Here is a 13,946-nt window from a genome sequence, read left to right as displayed (position 1 = left end):
ATGTAACCATTACAAACCAGCGGTGCCCCAGATGTAGACGGCCACGAACAGGAACAGCCAGACAACGTCCACAAAGTGCCAGTACCAGGCAGCTGCCTCAAAGCCGACGTGCTGCTCGGGGGTGAAATCGCCCTTCATCGCGCGGATCAGGCAGACGGTCAGGAAGATGGTGCCGATCACAACGTGGAAGCCGTGGAAGCCGGTTGCCATGAAGAAGTTGGAGTAGAACTCGTCGCCGCCGAACTGCCAGCCTTCGTGCAGCAGGTGGGCGTACTCATAGCCCTGCAGCGCGGTGAAGGCGATGCCGAAGGCGATACCGATGGCCAGGCCCTGCACCAGCGCCTTGCGGTCGTTGTTGTGCACCAGCGCGTGGTGCGCCCAGGTCACGGCGCAGCCGGACAGCAGCAGGATCAGGGTGTTGATCAGCGGCAGGTGGAACGGGTCGACCGGCAGGATCTCCGGCTTGACGTACTCGGTGCCGATATAGGTCTCCATCGGGTAGATGGCGTGTTTGAAGAACGACCAGAACCAGGCGAAGAAGAACATCACCTCGGACATCACAAACAGGATGAAGCCGTAACGCAGGCCGATGCGGACAACCGGGGTGTGGTCGCCCTGCTTGCTTTCGGCAACAACTTCCGCCCACCAGGCATAGGCCGAGTAGAGCACGGCAACAAAGCCGATCCAGAAGGCCCAGGCGGTGATGCCCTTCATCCAGAAGACTGCGCCAACCAGCATGATGAATGCGCCAACGGCACTTGCCAGCGGCCAGATCGACGGCGGCAGAATGTGGTAATCGTGATTTTTAGCGTGCGCCATTTAAGTGTCCCTCACCTAGCGGCCTAGTTCGTGGTTGTGCCTGCCCCGGTGTTATCCCCGGTGTCGAGAGCGGCAACGCCCTCGGGCAGATCGATTTCATGGAACGTGTACGACAGCGTGATCGTATGCACGTATTTTGCGTCCCGGTCATCAATGATCTCCGGGTCAACAAAGAAGGTCACGGGCATCTGAACCCGCTCCCCCGGCTGAAGCACCTGCTCGGTAAAGCAGAAGCAGTCGATTTTCTCAAAGAACCCGCCGGCCTGATAAGGCGCCACGTTGTAGGACGCCTGCCCTGCCACAGGGCGGTCGGTCGGGTTGTAGGCCTCGTAAAAGGCCAAACCGGTTTCACCCAGGCGGATCTCCATCTCGCGCTGCACCGGCTTGAACTCCCACGGCATGCCGCGTTCCTTGGAGCCGTCAAAGCGGACCTTGATGGTCTGCTCCAGAATCGTATCCGATCCCGCATCGGCAACCTGTGTCACGCCACCAAAGCCGGTGACACGGCAGAACCAGTCATAAAACGGCACCGACGCCCAGGACAGCCCGCCCATCAGGACAACAACGCCGACCAGCTGAACAACCGTCTTCTTGGGGCCCTGCAGCGCCATCAGTTCTGCTTCCCCTGTGCATCGGGGAACTTAAAGCTGGCCGAGGTCACCTTGACCATGGTCAGCGCCATGATCAGCACCACAAAGGCCGCCAGCAGAATGCCGACGCCCTTGTTCAGGCCGGAGCGGCGCTTGTGGATCTCATGTTCCTTGCGCAGAGCCATCTTACCAGCCTCCCAAGCCATAGGGCTTCAGCAGGGCCTCAGCCAGAATGGCGCCGAAATGCAGGAAAAGGTACAGCAGCGACAGCTTGAAGAAGCTGCGCTCCACCTTGAAATTGTCGGCCTCGGAATCATCCTCGTCGCGGCGGGTGATCTTCCAGGCGCCATGCAGGAACAGCGCGTTCAGCACCAGGGCCACGGCCAGATACAGCGGGCCGCCAATGCCGGAGAACGCAGTGTCAACAGCCAGCACGGCCAGCAGAACAGTATAGGCCAGGATATGGATACGGGTGGAGCGGCGGCCGTGGGTGACGGTCAGCATCGGCACGCCCGCGTCGTCATAGTCAGAGCGCATGAACAGCGCCAGCGCCCAGAAATGCGGTGGCGTCCACATGAAGGTCAGCAGGAACATCAGCCAGGGCTCAACCGACATGGTGCCGGTGGCAGCAATCCAGCCGATGACCGGCGGGAAGGCCCCTGCGGCACCGCCGATGACGATGTTCTGCGGCGTCGCCCGCTTGAGCCACATGGTGTAGACCACCACGTAGAAAAAGATGGTGAAAGCCAGGAACGCGCCGGCAAAGACATTGGCGGCCAGCGCCAGCATGATCACCGACAGGCCCGACAGCGCCAGGCCGAACGCCAGCGCCTCGCCGGCCTCAACCTTGCCGGCCGGGATCGGGCGCGACTTGGTGCGCTTCATCACCTTGTCGATATCCGCGTCCCACCACATGTTCAGCGCGCCGGAGGCACCGCCGCCGATGGCAATGAACAGGATGGCGCAGAAGCCGACAACGGGATGCACGGAAACCGGGGCCGCCAGCAGCCCGACCAGAGCGGTGAACACCACCAGCGACATGACACGGGGCTTCAGCAGGGCGAAATAATCGCCGAAGCTGGCCTCGTCCTCATATGCCCGGCTTGCGTTGATGCTTGCGTCGCTCATCTTGGGTCCTTTGGCGGCAACGGGTGCGCAAGCTTGCGCACCCAGGTCTTGTCACTGTGCCGCACGGCGCCCCCTCGGGGCCCCTGCGGCCAGGTTATCAGTTGGAAGCGACCTGATAGGCCTGCGGGATGCCCGCGTATTCTTCCTTGGCGCCTTCCAGCCAGGCGTCATATTCTGCCTGGGTCACCACTTTGACGGTGATCGGCATATAGGCGTGGTCCTTGCCGCACAGCTCGGAGCACTGGCCGAAGTAGATGCCTTCCTTGCCCTCTTCGACCTTGAACCAAAGCTGTGCAAGACGGCCGGGAACCGCGTCCTGCTTCACGCCGAAGGCCGGGATAGTCCAGGAGTGGATCACGTCTGCGCCGGTCACGTTCATCACAATGGTCTTGCCCGACGGCACCACAACTGCGGTGTCGGTGGCCAGCAGATATTCATCCTCGGCATAGCCCTTGGCGGCCAGCTGGTCTTTCGGCAGCAGGAAGCTCTCAAAGCCGAACTCGTGGTCTTCATACTCATAGCCCCAGTACCACTGGTAGCCGGTCACCTTGATGTTGATGTCGCCCTCGGGGATTTCCTGCTGGGCAAACAGCTGCGGCAGCGAGAAGGAACCGATGAACACCAGCACCAGGATCGGGATCACGGTCCAGGCGATCTCAATCGGAGTATAATGGCTGAACTTGGCCGGGGTCGGGTTGGCACGCTTGTTGAACCGCAGGATCGCCCACAGCAGCAGACCGGCCACAAAGATGCAGATCGCGGTGATGATCACCAGGATCATCCAGTCCAGCTTGTGGATCCCTTCCATCAGCGAGGTCGCCGCCGGCTGGAAGTTCAGGCCGCCGTCCACCGGCTTACCAATGGTTTCCAGGCCTTCTTGCGCCATTGCTGGAAGGCTCGAAAGGCCGGCGAAAAGGCCCGAAAGCATCAAAGCGTTTTTCATGTTCTGTCCTGATCGGTTGATCGTATTGTTCCTGCGGCAGCACGAAATGCACGGGAATCAATGATTCCGCAAAACGCACCTGCCCCGTTGTCTTTGATGCAGCTTAAAACCATATTCGGGCGTACAGATAAAGAGGCAGCCAAGCGTCAAACCGTCGCTTTCTTGATTTAGATCAAAAAATCTGAGGACCGTGCCATGGAAAACCCATCCTTCCGACCCTTCGAAACCGCGCTTCCGGAGGATGAGGCCCTGGCCACCCTGCGTGATGCCCTGAACGGTGCCGAGGACGGCGAGATCTTTGCCGAACGCCGCAAGTCAGAGGCGCTGTCCTTTGATGACGGACGGCTGCGCAGCGCCAGCTATGATGCCTCCGAAGGCTTCGGCCTGCGGGCCGTGAACGGCGATGTGGCGGGATATGCCCATTCCACCGATGTCTCCATCGCCTCGCTGCGGCGGGCGGCGGAAACCGCCAAGCTGGCGGTTGGCGGCGGCGGCGGCACCTATGCGGACGCACCGCAGGCCACCAACAAGAAGCTTTACACCGACGCCGATCCGATCAGCGCCATGCCCTTCCCGGTCAAGGTGGAAACGCTGCGCGAGATCGACGACTATGCCCGCAACCTCGACAAACGCGTGGTGCAGGTGTCTGCCTCGCTTGCCGCCTCGCTGCAAGAGGTGGAGATCCTGCGCGCCGACGGGGTGCGGGTGCGCGACACACGCCCGATGGCCCGCCTGAACGTCTCCGTGATCGTCGAGAAAGACGGCCGCCGCGAAAGCGGCTCCGCCGGCGGCGGCGGGCGTCTGGGCCTTGATGGACTGGTCGATCCCGCGCACTGGCAGGCCCAGGTGCAGGAGGCGCTGCGCATCGCGCTTGTTAACCTGGATGCGGTCCCCGCCCCGGCCGGCGAGATGGATGTGGTGCTTGGCCCCGGCTGGCCCGGCATCCTGCTGCACGAGGCAATCGGCCACGGGCTGGAGGGCGATTTCAACCGCAAGGGGTCTTCGGCCTTTGCCGGGCTGATGGGCCAGCAGATCGCCGCCAAGGGTGTCACCGTGCTGGATGACGGCACCATCCCCGACCGGCGCGGCTCCATCACCGTGGACGACGAGGGCACCCCGAGCCAGAAAACCACGCTGATCGAGGACGGCGTGCTGGTCGGCTTCATGCAGGACCGCCAGAACGCGCGGCTGATGGGGGTCTCCCCCACCGGCAACGGGCGGCGGCAAAGCTATGCCCATGCGCCGATGCCGCGGATGACCAACACCTACATGCTGGGCGGCGAGGCTGATCCCGGCGACCTAGTGGCGGGAATCAAGGACGGCATCTGGGCGGTGGGCTTCGGCGGCGGCCAGGTCGATATCACCAACGGCAAGTTCGTGTTCTCCTGCACCGAGGCCTACCGCGTGAAGGACGGCAAGGTCGGTGAACCGGTTAAGGGCGCTACCCTGATCGGCGACGGCGCCACCGCGCTCAAACAGATTCGCGGCCTCGGCAACGACATGGCGCTGGACCCCGGCATGGGCAACTGCGGCAAGGCCGGGCAATGGGTGCCGGTCGGCGTCGGCCAGCCGTCAGTGCTGATGGGCGGGCTGACAGTTGGCGGGTCTGCTGCGTAAATTCCCGGCGAAACCATATGCTTGCCGCAAAATCCGGGGCCCGGCTGCACAGCCAGCCGGGCCCAAATGCGGCAACCGGCAACGCGCAACCCCTGATTGAACTTGGATTTCTTAAGCAGTTTTCGCAACTTAGCAAAAATTTTCAGGGCATTACCAAAAAATTGCCAGGTGTTCACCACCTGTTAACCCCCTCAAGGTTAATTCTTGTCCTGCAAACAGGCGGAGCTGCGGATGACCGAAGAAACACTTTCTTCCACTCACCCCCCACTCCCACCCACCACGGAAGATAACCGGTATTCATGGCTTCGCCTTTTGCGCTCCAAACGGGTCGGCCCGGTGACCTTTCACCGGCTGCTCGCAGAATATGGTTCGGCGCAGAACGCGCTGGATGCGCTGCCCGAAGTGGCACGCTCCGCAGGCATCAACGGGTATGAAACATGCCCTGCCAAGGCGGTGGACAAAGAACTCAAGACCGCAAAAGCCGCCAAAGCGCGGCTTTTGTGCTTTTCAGACCCCGAATATCCCGCCCTTCTCAAGGGCCTGAAAGATGCCCCGCCCCTGCTGTGGGCCATTGGCGACCTGTCGGTCCTGAACCGTCCGATGATCTCCATGGTCGGTGCGCGCAATGCCTCCTCCCTGGGGGTGCGGATGGCCCGGTCGCTGGCCCACTCCCTGGGCGACGCCGGATATATAGTGGTGTCCGGCATGGCTCGCGGCATCGATACCGCGGCCCATCAGGCGGCCTTGAATACCGGCACCATCGCGGTGCTGGCAGGCGGCGCTGACGTGATCTATCCGGCGGAAAACGCTGATCTGGCGGCCCGGATCAGCGAAACCGGGCTGCGGCTGTCGGAACAGCCCATGGGCCTTACGCCGCAGGCCCGCGATTTCCCCAAGCGCAACCGGATCATTGCCGCCCTGTCGCGGGCGCTGGTGGTGGTGGAGGCCGCCGCCAAATCCGGCAGCCTGATCACCGCACGGGATGCGCTGGACTATGGCCGCGAGGTGCTGGCGGTGCCCGGCCACCCGTTTGACGCGCGCAGCTCCGGCTGCAACCGGCTGATCCGCGACGGTGCCACGCTGGTGCGTGACGCGAGCGACATTCTGGAGGCCCTGCCGCCGCAGGAGATGCCCGCCGCGCAGGCCGCCGCCCCGCAGGACCTGCAGCAGGCGCTGGCCGCCCTGCCGCCTCAGCCCCCGCAACAGCGCAGCCTGGCTGAGACCCATGCCCTGCACCAGCAGATCCTCGGCAGCCTCGGCCCCTCGCCCACTTCCGAGATGCAGCTGATCCGCGACCTGTCCCTGCCGCCTCAGGACCTCGGACCGGCTTTGACCGACCTGGAGCTGGAGGGCGCGATCTGCCGCGATCCCGGCGGCCTGCTGTCCCGCGCCTACCCTGAGGACAAGGATTGATCCCTCCTGACGGTGCCGCTGACGCCAGCATCACCCCCCGCCGGAACCCGCCGCAACAGGCCCGCAAAGGCAGCAATTGCGCCGCGTCCATTGAGCCCGGATTGACATTCTCCCCTTGCGCCCCACATCCTGCCCCGCCATAGAACCCGCCAAAGCCGTCCGAAAAGGTATCAGAATTTATGCCAGTAGTAGTTGTCGAATCCCCGGCCAAAGCAAAAACAATCAATAAATACCTTGGCCCCGACTATACGGTTCTGGCGTCCTACGGGCATGTGCGCGACCTGCCGCCCAAGGACGGATCGGTCGACACCGACAATGATTTCGGCATGACCTGGGAGGTCGCCAACGATTCCCGCAAGCATGTGAAGGCCATCGCCGACGCGCTGAAAGACGACAATGCGCTGATTCTCGCCACCGACCCCGACCGCGAGGGAGAAGCGATCAGCTGGCATCTGCAGGAGGCGCTGACCAAGCGGCGTTCAATCAAGAAGGACACCGCCGTCAGCCGGGTGACCTTCAACGCGATCACCAAGGAAGCGGTGACCGAGGCGATGCAGAACCCGCGGCAGGTCGACATGCCGCTGGTGGAGGCCTATCTGGCCCGCCGCGCGCTGGACTACCTGGTGGGCTTCAACCTGTCGCCGGTGCTGTGGCGCAAGCTGCCGGGCGCCCGCTCGGCGGGCCGTGTGCAATCCGTCTGCCTGCGCCTGATCGTTGAGCGCGAGATGGAAATTGAAGCCTTCAACGCGCAGGAGTACTGGTCGGTGCGTGCCCAGCTGGCCACCCCCCGCGGCCAGGAGTTCGAGGCGCGCCTGACCGTCATGGGCGGCGACAAGCTCGACAAATACAGCCTCAAGAACTCGACCTCTGCCGAACTGGCGGTGCAGGCCGTGGCCTCGCGCAAGCTGTCGGTGCTGTCGGTCGAAGCCAAGCCCGCGGCCCGCAACCCCTCTGCCCCCTTCATGACCTCCACCCTGCAGCAGGAAGCCAGCCGCAAGTTCGGCATGGGCGCCCGCCAGACCATGAACGCGGCCCAGCGCCTGTATGAGGCCGGCCTCATCACCTATATGCGGACTGACGGCATCGACATGGCGCCGGAGGCGGTGCAGGAAGCCCGCGCCGAGATCGAAAAGCGTTATGGCGCCGAATACGTGCCGTCCTCCCCGCGGATCTACAAGAACAAGGCGAAGAACGCGCAGGAAGCGCACGAGTGTATCCGCCCCACTGACATGAGCCGCGACGCCGCCAGCCTGAAGGTCAGCGACGACGATCAGCGCAAGCTTTATGACCTGATCTGGAAACGGACCCTGTCCTGCCAGATGGAAGGCGCCCGGCTGGAGCGCACCACCGTCGACATCGGCTCCAGCGACCAGCAGGTCGTGCTGCGTGCCACCGGACAGGTGGTGCTGTTCGACGGCTTCATGCGGGTTTACGAGGAAGGCCGCGACGATGTGGCGGATGAGGACGACAAGCGCCTGCCGCAGATCATGCAGGGCGAGGCGCTGAAGTTTGCCTCCTCGCTGGCAGCGCAGGCCGAAAAGGCCGGCAAGGACGCATCGGTTCTGTCCGAAGACGGTGCTGTGCTGGCGCTGCAGCACCACACCCAGCCGCCGCCGCGCTATACCGAGGCGACACTGGTCAAGCGGATGGAAGAGCTGGGCATCGGCCGCCCATCCACCTATGCCTCCGTGATCACCACGATCCAGGACCGCGAATACGTCCGCAAGGAAAAGAACCGCCTGTTCCCGGAGGACAAGGGCCGGATCGTCACCATCTTCCTGCTGAACTTCTTCCGCAAATACGTGGGCTATGAATTCACCGCCGATCTGGAAGAAGAACTGGATGACGTGAGCGCCGGCGACCGCAACTACAAGGATTTGCTGGGCAAATTCTGGCGCGATTTCTCCGCAGCCATCTCAGAAACCTCCGACCTGCGCATCACCGAGGTGCTGGATGTCCTGGACGACGCGCTTGCACCGCAGCTCTATCCGCCGCGCGAAGATGGCACCGACCCGCGCACCTGCCCCAAATGCGGTGCAGGCCAGCTGCACCTCAAGACCTCGCGCACCGGCGGATTTGTCGGCTGCGGCAACTACCCCGAATGCAACTACACCCGGCCGATTTCCGGTGAAGGTGCAGAGGGCTATGAGCGTATCCTGGGCGAGGACGACGGCGACGAGATCCACCTGAAATCCGGCCGTTTCGGGCCCTATGTTCAGCGCGGAGAGGCGACGCCCGAGAACAAGAAGCCGCCGCGCTCCTCGCTGCCCAAACAGGGCAAGGATTTCCTGCCCGGCTGGGGCCCGAACGAGATCACCCTGGAGCAGGCACTGACCCTGCTGACCCTGCCGCGCGAAATCGGCCAGCACCCGGACGGCGGTGCGATCCAGTCCAACTTGGGCCGCTTCGGGCCGTACATCGCGCACCAGCTGCCGGATGAGGAAAAGCCGGTTTACGTGAACCTCAAGGAGACGCTGGACGTCTTTGAGATCGGCATGAACCGCGCGGTGGAGATGCTGGCCGAGAAACGCGCCAACCCGGGCCGCCGCGGCAGCCGGGCTGCCGCAAAGCCGCTGAAGGAGCTGGGCGAACACCCGGAAAGCGGCGGTGCCGTCAACATCATGGACGGGCGTTACGGGCCGTATGTCAAATGGGAGAAGGTGAACGCCACCCTGCCCAAGGACGTGGAACCCAAGGACGTCACCATGGAGATGGCAGTGCAGCTGATTGCCGAGAAGTCCTCCAAGGGCGGCAAGAAGAAGGCGGCAGCGAAGAAGCCCGCCGCCAAGAAAAAGCCTGCCGCCAAGAAAGCCTCGACCTAAGTCCCCGGTCCGATGGCGGCGCGCATCAATGCCGCCATCGCCGCCTCATACGGTGCCGTCTCGGCACCTTCGGCAATGGCAAGCGCCGCCCTGTCGAAGGCCGCTGACATCACCGCCGCCAGCGCATCAAGCTCACCTTCTTTCAGGCCCGTGCCGGCAGACGCCAGCCCCGCGCGCAGCGCACTGCGCCCGCCGCCGGCGTCGATTTCGTCCATCGCAGCGGCTCCGAGCACGGCAGGCCCGTCCACCAGCAATATGCGGGCGCGGCCCGGCTCCGCCATTGCGGCAAAGAAGGCCCGGCTGCCCGCCTCCAGCCCCTCCCCGCCCGGCGCCTTGGCCGCGGCCTCGATTGCCTTGGTGACCGCTTGCGCCTCAGCCTCGGCAACAGCGCGGAACAATGCCTCCTTGCCATCGAAGTGGTGGTAAAGCGCGCCGCGTGTCACCTCCGCGGCCTTGACGATTTCCGGCGTTGATGTCTCGGCGTAGCCCTTTTCCGAAAACAGATTGCGGGCGGCAGCGATCAGCCGCTCACGCATGGCGGCCCGGCGCGCCGTGTTTGGGACAGGGGTATTTCTCTCTTGCATACATGCAGCCTGTATGTTTATTTCTTCATACATACAGCCTGTATGTTTTTCAAATGAGGTGCAAGATGAAAGTCACTCAATACTATCCGGTGCTGCAAACAAACGATGTCGCAGGCACCGCCGCGTTTTACCAAACCCATTTCGGCTTCCGCCCGGCCTTCGAGGCAGACTGGTACGTGCATCTGCAGTCGAGCACCGACCCGGCCGTGAACCTGGCCATCCTGGATGGCACGCACCCCACGATCCCAGAGGCCGGGCGCGGCAGCAGTGCCGGTGTCATCCTGAACTTCGAGGTGGAGGATGCCGCAGCCGAATACACCCGGCTGACAGGCGCCGGCCTGCCGGTGCTGAAGCCGCTCATTGACGAAGACTTCGGACAGCGCCATTTCATCACGGCAGACCCGAACGGCGTGCTGATCGACGTGATCACCCCGATCCCGCCCAGCACAGCCTTCGCGGCGCAATACGCCGAAGACGCCCTGCCTGTATGACCTCCGGCCTTGACGGTCCGCCGGCTAGGCGGGCCGCCTTGCGCTCCGTAGAAATACGCAGCCCTCTCCGTATTCATTGACTCTGCACCGGCTCAGCGCCAGAACTCCCTGCAACCGGCATAATGGGAGATCTCCATGAAAAAGGTATATTCCAGCGCCGCTGAAGCGCTCGACGGGCTGCTTCACGACGGCATGTTCATCGCCGCGGGCGGCTTTGGCCTCTGCGGCATTCCCGAGCTGCTGTTGCAGGCGATCAAGGACGCGGGCACCAAGGACCTGACCTTTGCCTCCAACAACGCGGGCGTTGATGATTTCGGCATCGGCATCCTGCTGCAGACCCGGCAGGTGAAGAAGATGATCTCCTCCTACGTGGGCGAGAACGCAGAATTCATGCGCCAGTACCTGAGCGGCGAGCTGGAGCTGGAGTTCAACCCGCAAGGCACCCTGGCGGAGCGCATGCGCGCCGGCGGCGCGGGCATCCCCGGCTTCTTCACCAAGACCGGCGTCGGCACCGTGATTGCTGAGGGCAAGATGGAGAAGCAGTTCCCCACCGGCCCCGACGGCGCGATGGAAGACTACATCATGGAGGAAGGCATCTTTGCCGACCTCGCCATCGTCAAGGCCTGGAAAGCGGATGAGACCGGCAACCTGGTGTTCCGCAAGACCGCCCGCAACTTCAACGCGCCGGCTGCCACCTGCGGCAAGGTCTGCGTGGTTGAGGTCGAGGAGATCGTGCCCACCGGCTCGCTGGATCCCGACTCGATCCACCTGCCCGGCATCTACGTGCACCGCATCATCAAGGGCGACCACGAGAAACGCATCGAACAGCGCACCGTCCGTCAGAAGAAGGAGCAAGCATAATGCCTTGGGACCGCAATCAGATGGCGGCTCGCGCCGCGCAGGAGCTGCAGGACGGCTGGTATGTGAACCTCGGCATCGGCATTCCGACGCTGGTCTCCAACTACATCCCCGAGGGAGTGGAAGTGACCCTGCAGTCGGAGAACGGCATGCTGGGCATGGGCCCCTTCCCCTATGAGGGCGAAGAGGACGCCGACCTGATCAACGCCGGCAAGCAGACCATCACCGAGCTGCCCCAGACTGCCTATTTCGACTCGGCGCAGTCGTTTGCGATGATCCGCGGCGGCAAGATCGCGATGGCGATCCTGGGCGCGATGGAAGTGGCCGAGAACGGCGACCTGGCGAACTGGATGATCCCTGGCAAGCTGGTCAAGGGCATGGGCGGCGCCATGGACCTGGTGGCCGGTGTCGGCCGTGTGGTGGTGGTGATGGACCACGCCAACAAGCATGGTGACAGCAAGGTGCTGAAGGAATGCACCCTGCCGCTGACAGGCCGGGGCGTGGTCGACAGGATCATCACCAACCTCGGCGTTCTGGACGTTGTCGAGGGCGGGCTGAAGATCGTGGAATGCGCTGAGGGCGTCAGCGAAGACGAGCTGCGCGCAGCCACCGAAGCCACCATCGTGGACTGACGCGGCGCTGCTGCCGCGGATATAGCCAAACGCCTGCCTCAGCCGCAGGCCTTCAAGCCGCCGGGGCGCATCTGCCCGGGCGGTTTTTTGTTTTGCAGGTCTTTGTTGTTCGGTTCGTGCCGTTTCGCGCTGTGTCCCAGTTAAGGGGGCGGCGCCGCCGGGTGGAGTTGGACAGACCCCACGGGGGGCCTGCTCGGACAGGATATCCTGGACGACCCCCTTTTTATCAGGGCCGGTCTCCGGGTGTTACGCAGGCAGCCTCACAGATGCCTGCGCCTCGTATCATGGCCCCGCGCGCGGAAACCATGGCGGGGGATCGCGATCTTTTGGGAGTATGGCAGATCGGGGTGAGGATTGCGTGAAGGCACCGTACGGTGGGGGTGCAACACCCTGCGAAAGAACGCCATCCCGCCCGGAACAAAGCGCGCAGCGCCGCCGGGCGCAGCGCGGTGTCAGTTCTGCATCCGGAACACGCAGCCGTCGGACAGGAACATCTGCGGGGTCGTGCACAATCCGCGCGCAACCCGATAGGCGGCCAGAACTTTGGGCACGTAGTCGCGCGTCTCGGCATAGGGCGGCACGCCCTTGTGGCTCCGCACCGCGCCCTCGCCCGCGTTATAGCCCGCAAGGACCAGCATCGGGTCGCCCTCGAACTCCTTCATCAGCCAGTCCAGATAGCGGACGCCGCCGGAAATGTTCTGCTTGGCCTCCAGCGCATCGCTGACCCCGAACCGCGCGGCAGTGTCGGGCATCAGCTGCATCAGCCCTTGCGCCCCGGCAGAGCTGACCGCATCGGGTTTACCTGCGCTTTCGACTGCAATCACCGCAAGGACCAGGGCCGGCGACACCTGGGTGCCGGCGCTCCGGCGGCAGGGGCTGCCGGGCTTGCGATGTCCGCCTCCGGCTCTGGCGCGGGCTCGATCTGCACGGTGATGCGCTTGCCGGTTCCCGGTGCGGGCGGCTTGACCCGCTTAGCTTCGAACGCGGGAAAGGGTTTGGGCGCCTCCTGCCCCGCTGCCGCCAGGGGCAAGACGCACAGGGCCGCCGACAATATTGCGTTTCGCACGGACATTGCTCTGCCTGCCGTTGGTTTTTATCGCCCGAGACTCGGAAAACCGGCGGGCGAATACCAGCTTTTCCGCCCGGGAATCTGGCGTAATCGCCATATTTGCCCCTGACTGGCGCGAAAATACCACGGGAGTCCCGCTGGTAATGATTTTTTAACCCCGCAAAAACAGCAGGTTACATGAGATCTTGTTGAAAAGTTAAAATTGGGCAGCGTTTTGCGGCTTTCAGCCCAAATCCTGCCACGCTGCACTGGCTATATGTACTCATCCAAGCCGGACAGGAACCAAAGCTGGTGAGAGAGCAGGTTCCAGAGCGACGGCGGGATGGACCAAATTCTGAGATCCTTTGGAGGGACCAAACTATGATCAAGTTCATCAAAAACTTCCGCAAAGACGAAGACGGCGCCGTGACTGTTGACTGGGTCGTTCTGACCGCAGCTGTTGCAGCCCTGGCCGGCGTTGCCTACTCCTCGATCGGTGGCGGCATCGAAACCATCGCAGGCTCGACCGGCGACTTCCTGACCGCGGTTGACGGCGAAGTGCCGACCACCTTCGACACCGGCACCACCACTCCGTAAGCAGTGGCCGCAAACGGCAATTTCTTAAGCTGAGGGGCCGCGCATTGCGAAGATGCGCGGCCTCTTTTCCCAAGAAAAGCAGAAAGAAGGTGGAACCCATGTTTTCACTTTTTGCCAAATTCCGCTCAGATGAACACGGAGCGGTGACCGTTGACTGGGTTGTTCTGACTGCAGTTGTTGCGTCGATTGCAGGCATTGCATTTGTGTCGATCGGGGCAGGCGTTGAGCAAGTCAGCACCAGCACCAAGACCTATGTGAATAACGCTGCCGAAACGATTGGCGAGTTGCAAGACTCGGTCTTCCAATAAGTCAGGCCATTTCCGCCTGATTGCGCACTACGCCTGAACCCAGGTGCAGCTGCCCCTGTAACAATACGGCATTCCGGCGCTGACACCCCCTGCCCG

At 63.2% G+C, this 13,946-nt stretch carries 14 protein-coding genes and 1 pseudogene; 8 read left to right on the top strand and 7 right to left on the bottom strand.

The features are described from left to right. Positions 1-9: 9 nt before the first annotated feature. The 5 genes from A9D60_RS14475 to coxB all read right to left on the bottom strand — a co-directional run bounded on the left by A9D60_RS14475 (position 10) and on the right by coxB (position 3,480). On the bottom strand, positions 10-819 hold the full coding sequence (locus A9D60_RS14475; RefSeq protein ID WP_065268246.1) for a cytochrome c oxidase subunit 3: 810 nt from the start codon (positions 817-819) through the stop codon (positions 10-12). 23 nt (positions 820-842) lie between these two features. After that, the gene (locus A9D60_RS14470; protein ID WP_065268245.1) at positions 843-1,430 is read right to left on the bottom strand and encodes a cytochrome c oxidase assembly protein; all 588 of its coding nucleotides are present in this window, start codon (positions 1,428-1,430) and stop codon (positions 843-845) included. Continuing rightward, on the bottom strand, positions 1,430-1,594 hold the full coding sequence (locus A9D60_RS14465; protein ID WP_065268244.1) for a cytochrome C oxidase assembly protein: 165 nt from the start codon (positions 1,592-1,594) through the stop codon (positions 1,430-1,432). The genes A9D60_RS14470 and A9D60_RS14465 overlap by 1 nt, the downstream gene beginning before the upstream one ends. A 1-nt stretch (position 1,595) precedes the next feature. Further along, the gene (cyoE, locus tag A9D60_RS14460; protein WP_065268243.1) at positions 1,596-2,537 is read right to left on the bottom strand and encodes a heme o synthase; all 942 of its coding nucleotides are present in this window, start codon (positions 2,535-2,537) and stop codon (positions 1,596-1,598) included. A gap of 97 nt (positions 2,538-2,634) precedes the next feature. Beyond that, positions 2,635-3,480: a cytochrome c oxidase subunit II gene (gene coxB / locus A9D60_RS14455; protein ID WP_065268242.1), complete on the bottom strand. Its 846-nt coding sequence runs from the start codon at positions 3,478-3,480 to the stop codon at positions 2,635-2,637. Between the two features lie 195 nt (positions 3,481-3,675). Here coxB and tldD point away from each other — a divergent pair, with 195 nt between their 5' ends. The 3 genes from tldD (at position 3,676) to topA (ending at position 9,332) form a co-directional block, all read left to right on the top strand. After that, positions 3,676-5,097 (top strand): metalloprotease TldD, encoded by a 1,422-nt coding sequence (gene tldD, locus A9D60_RS14450; protein WP_065268241.1) that lies wholly within the window; start codon positions 3,676-3,678, stop codon positions 5,095-5,097. A 231-nt stretch (positions 5,098-5,328) separates the two neighbouring features. Then, positions 5,329-6,510 (top strand): DNA-processing protein DprA, encoded by a 1,182-nt coding sequence (gene dprA, locus A9D60_RS14445; protein WP_065268261.1) that lies wholly within the window; start codon positions 5,329-5,331, stop codon positions 6,508-6,510. Between the two features lie 179 nt (positions 6,511-6,689). Continuing rightward, positions 6,690-9,332, top strand: coding sequence for a type I DNA topoisomerase (gene topA / locus A9D60_RS14440; RefSeq protein WP_065268240.1), 2,643 nt, complete (start codon positions 6,690-6,692; stop codon positions 9,330-9,332). On the opposite strand, the gene A9D60_RS14435 is transcribed toward topA, so the two are convergent. Further along, a complete protein-coding gene (locus A9D60_RS14435; RefSeq protein ID WP_083194209.1) occupies positions 9,329-9,868 on the bottom strand; it encodes a TetR/AcrR family transcriptional regulator in 540 nt (179 codons plus the stop codon). The genes topA and A9D60_RS14435 overlap by 4 nt on opposite strands. Positions 9,869-9,981: 113 nt before the next feature. Between A9D60_RS14435 and A9D60_RS14430 the strand changes: the two genes are divergently transcribed. The 3 genes from A9D60_RS14430 to A9D60_RS14420 all read left to right on the top strand — a co-directional run bounded on the left by A9D60_RS14430 (position 9,982) and on the right by A9D60_RS14420 (position 11,897). Further along, positions 9,982-10,407, top strand: coding sequence for a VOC family protein (locus A9D60_RS14430; RefSeq protein WP_065268238.1), 426 nt, complete (start codon positions 9,982-9,984; stop codon positions 10,405-10,407). A gap of 135 nt (positions 10,408-10,542) precedes the next feature. Next, positions 10,543-11,268 carry a CoA transferase subunit A gene (locus A9D60_RS14425; protein ID WP_019298342.1) on the top strand — a complete coding sequence of 242 codons (726 nt, stop codon included), beginning with the start codon at positions 10,543-10,545 and terminating at the stop codon, positions 11,266-11,268. Continuing rightward, entirely contained in the window at positions 11,268-11,897 is a 630-nt protein-coding gene (locus A9D60_RS14420) for a CoA transferase subunit B (RefSeq protein WP_019298341.1), read from the top strand. Before A9D60_RS14425 ends, A9D60_RS14420 begins: the two co-directional genes overlap by 1 nt. Before the next feature lie 452 nt (positions 11,898-12,349). Here A9D60_RS14420 and A9D60_RS14415 read toward each other — a convergent pair. Further along, positions 12,350-12,969: pseudogene (locus A9D60_RS14415) on the bottom strand (lytic transglycosylase domain-containing protein). A 357-nt stretch (positions 12,970-13,326) separates the two neighbouring features. Here A9D60_RS14415 and A9D60_RS14410 point away from each other — a divergent pair. After that, on the top strand, positions 13,327-13,542 hold the full coding sequence (locus tag A9D60_RS14410; protein WP_039180491.1) for a hypothetical protein: 216 nt from the start codon (positions 13,327-13,329) through the stop codon (positions 13,540-13,542). Between the two features lie 98 nt (positions 13,543-13,640). Next, positions 13,641-13,850, top strand: a complete 210-nt coding sequence (locus A9D60_RS14405; protein WP_065268237.1) for a hypothetical protein — start codon at positions 13,641-13,643, stop codon at positions 13,848-13,850. Positions 13,851-13,946 lie beyond the last annotated feature (96 nt).

This window comes from Leisingera sp. JC1, assembly GCF_001679925.1.
Lineage (GTDB): Bacteria > Pseudomonadota > Alphaproteobacteria > Rhodobacterales > Rhodobacteraceae > Leisingera.
The sequence above is the reverse complement of the archived record's forward strand: the minus strand, read 5'-3'. Positions and strand labels throughout refer to the sequence as shown.

What these genes read in the sequence shown, in the direction of transcription:
- topA (WP_065268240.1), top strand. Translation starts at nt 6,690, where the DNA reads ATGCCAGTAGTAGTTGTCGAATCCCCGGCCAAAGCAAAAACAATCAAT.
- A9D60_RS14420 (WP_019298341.1), top strand. Translation starts at nt 11,268, where the DNA reads ATGCCTTGGGACCGCAATCAGATGGCGGCTCGCGCCGCGCAGGAGCTG.
- A9D60_RS14430 (WP_065268238.1), top strand. Translation starts at nt 9,982, where the DNA reads ATGAAAGTCACTCAATACTATCCGGTGCTGCAAACAAACGATGTCGCA.
- A9D60_RS14410 (WP_039180491.1), top strand. Translation starts at nt 13,327, where the DNA reads ATGATCAAGTTCATCAAAAACTTCCGCAAAGACGAAGACGGCGCCGTG.
- A9D60_RS14435 (WP_083194209.1), bottom strand. Translation starts at nt 9,868, where the DNA reads ATGCGTGAGCGGCTGATCGCTGCCGCCCGCAATCTGTTTTCGGAAAAG.
- cyoE (WP_065268243.1), bottom strand. Translation starts at nt 2,537, where the DNA reads ATGAGCGACGCAAGCATCAACGCAAGCCGGGCATATGAGGACGAGGCC.
- A9D60_RS14475 (WP_065268246.1), bottom strand. Translation starts at nt 819, where the DNA reads ATGGCGCACGCTAAAAATCACGATTACCACATTCTGCCGCCGTCGATC.
- A9D60_RS14465 (WP_065268244.1), bottom strand. Translation starts at nt 1,594, where the DNA reads ATGGCTCTGCGCAAGGAACATGAGATCCACAAGCGCCGCTCCGGCCTG.
- dprA (WP_065268261.1), top strand. Translation starts at nt 5,329, where the DNA reads ATGACCGAAGAAACACTTTCTTCCACTCACCCCCCACTCCCACCCACC.
- coxB (WP_065268242.1), bottom strand. Translation starts at nt 3,480, where the DNA reads ATGAAAAACGCTTTGATGCTTTCGGGCCTTTTCGCCGGCCTTTCGAGC.
- tldD (WP_065268241.1), top strand. Translation starts at nt 3,676, where the DNA reads ATGGAAAACCCATCCTTCCGACCCTTCGAAACCGCGCTTCCGGAGGAT.
- A9D60_RS14405 (WP_065268237.1), top strand. Translation starts at nt 13,641, where the DNA reads ATGTTTTCACTTTTTGCCAAATTCCGCTCAGATGAACACGGAGCGGTG.
- A9D60_RS14425 (WP_019298342.1), top strand. Translation starts at nt 10,543, where the DNA reads ATGAAAAAGGTATATTCCAGCGCCGCTGAAGCGCTCGACGGGCTGCTT.
- A9D60_RS14470 (WP_065268245.1), bottom strand. Translation starts at nt 1,430, where the DNA reads ATGGCGCTGCAGGGCCCCAAGAAGACGGTTGTTCAGCTGGTCGGCGTT.